This is a genomic window from Pseudochrobactrum sp. AO18b (assembly GCF_000409565.1).
In the GTDB taxonomy this organism is placed as follows: domain Bacteria; phylum Pseudomonadota; class Alphaproteobacteria; order Rhizobiales; family Rhizobiaceae; genus Pseudochrobactrum; species Pseudochrobactrum saccharolyticum.
This window is the reverse complement of sequence record NZ_ANNO01000367.1, coordinates 1-6466: the sequence shown is the minus strand read 5'-3', so window position 1 is coordinate 6466 and position 6466 is coordinate 1. Positions and strand designations below refer to the sequence as shown.

Here is a 6466-nt window from a genome sequence, read left to right as displayed (position 1 = left end):
GGACAGACCGGCAGCGGCGGTGGACTTGGCGGCGGTTTAGGCGGCTTGCTTGAGCAGCTTACACAGGCCGGCCATGCAGATAAAGTTGATAGCTGGGTTGGTTCCGGCAGCAATGCGCCAATCGAACCGGACCAGCTTGGCAATGCCATTGGCAAAAACACAATTTCGGATATTGCCCGTCAGACGGGTGTCAATGAACAGGATTTGCTTGCAGAGCTTTCCGCAGCACTGCCGGGCATTGTTGACAAGCTGACAGCGAATGGTCAGGTGCCGGATATGCAGCAATTGCTGAAAATGCTTGGTCAGAAATAACAGGCATTTATATCCGATCCTGTCTGACTGATTTGTGATGAAATGTCCGGATGTAAAACTCCGGACATTTCTTATTTTATGATATGCTGTTTAAAGTGCATCCCGAAAATCTGTTGCAGATTTTGGTGCGGATGCGTTTGAAAGCTGGTGGGTCAGGTATTTCAATGGCTTAACTTAAGCCGGAAATGCTTCACTCTGGGTGTTTCATTGTTTCTGAAAGGACAGATTTGTGAGCTTCTTTCCCGGTCAGGATCCGGTTCCCGGTGATCATCAGTCTATTGATGCAATTGAAACGCTGATTATTCCGCGTACCAGTGAAGTGGGCGGCTTGCAGGTGCGCCGTGCATTGCCCACCGCAAAGCGCCGGCTCGTGGGGCCTTTCATTTTCTTTGACCGGATGGGGCCGGCCTTATTACGGGCTGGGCAGGCGCTGGATGTAGCGCCGCATCCGCATATCGGGCTTTCAACGGTTACTTATCTTCTGGACGGTAATATCCGTCATCGTGACAGTCTCGGCACTGAGCAGGTGATTAATCCTGGTGAAGTCAACTTGATGACTGCGGGGCGCGGCATTGTGCACTCCGAGCGCACACCGGAGGAAATGCGCGGGTCACCGCTGGCAATCTCCGGCGTGCAGACATGGGTTGCCTTGCCGGAACGCGCTGAGAATATGGCGCCGGAATTCAGCAATCATACAGTGCAGCAATTGCCGTGGTTGGCGGAAAAAGAATTCCGCATGCGTCTGATGATCGGCGATATGCACGGATTGAAGTCCAATGTGCCGACCTATAGCGAGACACTCTATGCGGATGTGTTTATTGAGGCGGGTGGCAAATTCCATTTGCCTGCGGTGCAGGAAGAGCGGGCGATTTATATCCTGAGCGGTGCAGTGCGCATTGCCGGAGAGGTTTTCACTGATAATCAGTTGCTGGCCTTCCGGCAGGGCGATGATATTGTGATTGAAGCCGTGCCGCAGAATTTTGCGACTGAAGGCGCGCAGATCATGGTCTTTGGTGGTGAGGCGATGGACAGCCGTCGTTATATCTGGTGGAATTTCGTTTCATCATCAAAAGAACGTATTGAACAGGCAAAGGAAGAGTGGCGCAGCCGCCGCTTTGATATTGTACCGGGCGATGCGGAAGAATTTATCCCGCTGCCTGAATAAATATTTGATATAGCTGATTGCAAAATACAGGCGGATGGGAAACAAAGCCGTTAATCTCCGCCTGTTCTGACTGTCCATAGAATAATAAGGTTTTCCCAATGACCGGTTTTGATAACAAACTGCACACGCCATTGCTGGATCAGGTGCATTTGCCGGAAGATTTGCGAAAACTGGATCCTGCGCAATTGCCGCAACTGGCGGATGAATTGCGCGCAGATCTGATTGATGTAGTGTCGCGCACCGGTGGTCATCTCGGCTCAAGCCTTGGTGTGGTCGAGCTTACTGTGGCGCTGCATTACCTGTTTGATACGCCGAATGACCGTCTGATCTGGGATGTGGGGCACCAAACCTATCCGCATAAAATTCTGACCGGACGACGCGAGCGTATGCCGACCATTCGTCAGGAGGGCGGCCTGTCCGGTTTCACCAAACGTGCTGAAAGCGAATATGACGATTTCGGCACCGGCCATGCGTCCACTTCGATTTCGGCTGGTCTGGGTATGTCGGTTGCGAGTGAACTCAAAGGTGAGAAGCGCAATGTGATTGCGGTTATCGGTGACGGTTCCATGTCTGCCGGTATGGCCTATGAGGCGATGAATAATGCCGGTGCGCTGGATGCCCGTCTGATCGTTATTCTCAATGATAATGATATGTCGATTGCGCCGCCGACCGGTGCAATGAGCGCCTATCTTGCGCGTCTGGTCTCTGGGCCGACTTATCGCAACCTGCGCGAGATGGCCAAGCAGATTAGCAAGAAGCTGCCAAAATTCTTTCAGGATAAAGCCCGTAAGACAGAAGAATTTGCCCGTGGCTTCTGGGCTGGCGGCACGATGTTTGAAGAGCTGGGCATGTATTATGTCGGCCCTGTGGATGGTCATAATCTCGATCATCTTCTGCCGGTTCTGACAAATATCCGCGATAATGTTGAGGGGCCGGTGCTGGTGCATGTGGTGACTCAGAAGGGTAAAGGTTATGCCCCTGCGGAAGCCGCAGCCGATAAATATCACGGCGTTAATAAATTCGATGTCATTACCGGCAAGCAGTCGAAACCACCTGCAAATGCACCGAGCTATACAAAAGTTTTCGCCAATGCGCTGATTGAGGAAGCGCGCCACGACGAAAAGGTTGTGGCAGTGACGGCAGCAATGCCGGACGGCACGGGGCTTAATCTTTTCGGACAGGCTTTTCCGAAACGGACTTTCGATGTCGGCATGGCCGAGCAACATGCAGTGACTTTTGCAGCCGGTCTGGCTGCCGAAGGGCTGAAGCCGTTTGCGGCGATTTATTCCACCTTTCTGCAACGCGCCTATGATCAGGTGGTGCATGATGTGGCGATCCAGCATTTGCCGGTGCGCTTTGCGATTGATCGTGCCGGTGTGGTTGGCGCGGATGGTGCCACCCATGCGGGGAGTTTCGACACCGCTTTCCTGAGCAATCTGCCGGGTTTTGTGGTTATGGCTGCATCAGATGAAGCAGAATTGGTACATATGGTGCGCACTGCTGCGGAATATGAAGAAGGGCCGATCTCCTTCCGCTATCCGCGCGGGGATGGTGTGGGCGTTGATCTGCCGGAGCGTGGTACTGTTCTGGAAATCGGCAAAGGCCGGATTGTTCGCGAAGGCAGCAAAATTGCGATTTTGAGCTTCGGCGCGCGGTTGCAGGAATGTCTGGCGGCTGCTGATGAGTTGGATGCAGCGGGGCTTTCGACCACTGTTGCTGATGCGCGTTTTGCCAAGCCGCTGGATCATGATTTGATCCGTCGTCTGGCTAAAGAGCATCAGGTACTACTCACGATTGAAGAAGGTGCGGCCGGTGGCTTTGGCGCGCATGTGTTGCATTATCTCAGCAATGAAGGTGCGCTGGATCATGGTTTGCGTGTCCGCACATTGACTTTGCCGGACGCATTTATAGATCATGCCAAGCCTGAGGCTATGTATGCCCGTGCAGGTTTGGATAGTGCAGGCATTGTACGGGCGGCCTTTGCAGCGCTCGGCCGTGATGTGCTGACCGGTGAGGCAGGCGGCGGACTGCGGGCATAAAGCAGTTTCAGGAAAAGTGGAAACCGGTTTTCCGTTCGAAACTGCGATAAGATAAAAAATATTAGAGCACATCTGAATAGATGCGCTCTAATTACATCTTGCACTAAGCTGCTGTCTCATTCATTGAGGCAGCATGAGTGAAAATACAGATAAGATACGCCTTGATCAGGCGCTGGTAGAGCGCGGGCTGTTTGCTTCGCGCTCGCGTGCCCGCGATGCGGTGGCACGTGGTACCGTGCGCGTGAATGGTCAGGTGGTCACTAAAGCCGGGCAGATTGTGACGGCACAAGCTGAGCTGGCAGTGGATGATCCGGCCAGCCGTTTTGTCTCCCGTGCGGCGCTGAAACTGACAGCCGCGCTCGATCATTTCGGATTTGAGGTTGAGGGCAAGACAGCACTGGATATCGGTGCTTCCACTGGCGGTTTCACACAAGTGCTGCTGGAGCGCGGTGCAGAACATGTGATCTGCGTCGATGTCGGACACGATCAGTTGCATGAGACTTTGCGCGGCGATAAACGCGTTACCAATCTCGAAGGGCTGAATGCCCGTGTGCTGGATGCGAGCCATTTGCAGGAACGCAAGATTGAGATTGTTGTCTCGGATGTCAGCTTCATTTCGCTGAAACTGGCATTGCCCAATGCGCTTGATCTTTGCGCGGATGACGGCTGGTGTCTGTTGCTGGTGAAACCGCAATTCGAGGCAGGGCGCGAGGCAATCGGCAAAGGCGGCATTCTCAAAGACCCGTCACAGGGTGAAAAGATTGCGCTGGATTTGCAGGATTGGCTCAATATGCAGTCCGGCTGGCAGGCTTTAGGATTTTGTGCCTCACCGATTACCGGTGGTGACGGCAATCAGGAATATATTTTGGCAGGCAGGAAGAACAAAGCTGCCGCCGCGAAGGACGATGTTTGATGAGTTTGCGTGTTACAATCAATGCAATGGGTGCCGGTGGTGATGGTGTTGCCCAGCTGCCGGATGGTCAGGTTTTTGTGCCTTTTACCCTGCCGGGTGAAGTTGCCAATGTTGCGCGGGATAAGAACCGCGCCAGCCTGATGGCACTGTTGGAAACATCGGAACAGCGTGTGGAACCATCCTGCCGCCATTTCGAGGATTGCGGCGGTTGCGCCTTGCAGCACTGGGAAATGTCTGCCTATCAGGCATGGAAGCGCTCACTGGTTGCAGCCAGTCTTGATGGTCGTGGTTTGAAATATGAGCTGGCACCACTGGTGCCTTGCGCACAGCAGAGCCGCCGCCGTGCGACATTCGCCATTCGCAAAACCGAAGCCGGTTTGCTGCTTGGCTTTAACCGTCACCAGAGCCATGAGCTGATCAACATCTCTGAATGCGCAGTGACAGTTCCGGCGATTATTTCCCGTCTGGATGATCTGCGCAAAGTCGCTATTCATCTAGCCGATGGTGCAAAGCCGTTTAAACTGACGGTTACTGATACGGAATCCGGCCTTGATCTGGCTGCAAGCGGCTGCCCGACACCGGATGATGCGGCGCGCCGTATTCTTACGCCTTTGATGATGGAGCTGGGTTTTGCCCGTCTCAGTGTTGACGGTGAGATCATTCTGGAGCCAAAGAAGCCGTTGATTACCTTCGGCAAAGTACCGGTGAATATTCCGTCCGGCAGTTTCCTTCAGGCAACAATTGAAGCTGAAGAAGCCATGGTTGCGCTGGTGATCGGCCATTTCAAAAAGGTCAAAAAAGCGGCTGACCTGTTCTGCGGTGTTGGTACTTTTGCTCTGCGTATGGCTGAGGCGATGGCGGTTCATGCGGTGGAGAATGATGCGCCGGCACTGGCAGCACTGGATCGCGGTATCCGCCATGTGCAGGGACTGAAACCGGTTACCCATGAGCGGCGTGATCTGTTCCGCCGCCCGATCCTGTATAAGGATCTCAATGCCTATCAGGGTATTGTTTTCGATCCGCCGCGTGCCGGTGCTGAAGAGCAGGCGGTGCAGATTGCCAAATCATCCGTGCCAAAAGTCGCGGCTGTTTCCTGTAATCCGGTGACACTGGCACGCGACCTCGCCATTCTGGTCAAGGGCGGCTACAAGATCGACAAGATTATCCCTGTCGATCAGTTCTTGTGGTCATCCCATGTGGAAACCGTAGCATTGCTGTCGAAAAAATAATCAGGAGAGGGCGGGTGTTCAGCCGAACAGCCCGCCTTCATCCGTATCAATCGTGATCGAAGACAGAGTGATATGGCGCGGTCGGGTGATCGCAAACATCACAGCCTCACAAACATCGCGGTTGGTTGCGCGCTCACCTTTAGTACGTTCTGGAATGGCATCCCATTCCGCATCCACCGGTGAAATATCATCCAGATAGGGCGGATGCACACAGAGTGAGCGCACAGGCGTGCCGCGCAGCATTTGCTGTAAACCTGTTGCTATCGCTGCCTGTGCATGTTTCGCAGCATAAAACGGTACAGCCACACTATGCAGTGGTGCATTCGGCAATGCGCTGATCGAGCCGATGGTCACAATATCTGGTCTGGATGAGTTTTTCAGCAGCGGCAACAGCCCTTGCGTAAACAGAAAACTGCCGGTTACCGCAGCATTGATCGTGCCAAACACTTCTTGCTCACTATGCGGTTCATCACTGGCTTCCAGCCACATCGCACCATTATTAATCAGCAGATCAATCGTGTTATATTTTTCTGTAATCTGCGCGATGGCACGGCCGATACTGGCATTATCAGCAAGATCAACCACAACCTGATCAGGTCGCAGACCTGTGCGCTGTTCAATCTGGTCAGCAATCGTCGAGAGTGCAGATTGATTGCGGGCGCAGAGCACAATCTTGCAACCGGCATCGGCCAGCATCATCGCCATTGCAGCACCAAGACCACGGCCGGAACCGGTGATAACAGCCGTCAAACCATTCAAATTTTTCATGTTTATACCGCGGTTCCGCCGACTGTCATCTGATCCATAC

Annotated in this window: 6 protein-coding genes; 5 read left to right on the top strand and 1 reads right to left on the bottom strand. The window is 53.5% G+C overall.

The genetic code is table 11. From position 1 onward, the window contains the following. The 5 genes from A918_RS0114105 to A918_RS0114080 form a co-directional block, all read left to right on the top strand. A partial coding sequence (locus tag A918_RS0114105; RefSeq protein ID WP_022711691.1) for a YidB family protein occupies positions 1–312 on the top strand: 312 nt, incomplete at its 5' end. Positions 313–541: 229 nt separating this feature from the next. Next, positions 542–1477, top strand: a complete 936-nt coding sequence (locus A918_RS0114095) for a pirin family protein (protein ID WP_022711689.1) — start codon at positions 542–544, stop codon at positions 1475–1477. 98 nt (positions 1478–1575) lie between these two features. Beyond that, positions 1576–3516 carry a 1-deoxy-D-xylulose-5-phosphate synthase gene (dxs, locus tag A918_RS0114090; RefSeq protein WP_022711688.1) on the top strand — a complete coding sequence of 647 codons (1941 nt, stop codon included), beginning with the start codon at positions 1576–1578 and terminating at the stop codon, positions 3514–3516. Positions 3517–3649: 133 nt separating this feature from the next. Then, complete coding sequence (locus A918_RS0114085) at positions 3650–4429, top strand: TlyA family RNA methyltransferase (protein ID WP_022711687.1); 780 nt, start codon at positions 3650–3652, stop codon at positions 4427–4429. Then, positions 4429–5658, top strand: a complete 1230-nt coding sequence (locus A918_RS0114080; protein ID WP_022711686.1) for a class I SAM-dependent RNA methyltransferase — start codon at positions 4429–4431, stop codon at positions 5656–5658. Before A918_RS0114085 ends, A918_RS0114080 begins: the two co-directional genes overlap by 1 nt. A gap of 18 nt (positions 5659–5676) precedes the next feature. Here the strand turns inward: A918_RS0114080 and A918_RS0114075 are convergent, their stop codons facing one another. Beyond that, on the bottom strand, positions 5677–6426 hold the full coding sequence (locus A918_RS0114075) for an SDR family oxidoreductase (protein ID WP_022711685.1): 750 nt from the start codon (positions 6424–6426) through the stop codon (positions 5677–5679). Positions 6427–6466 lie beyond the last annotated feature (40 nt).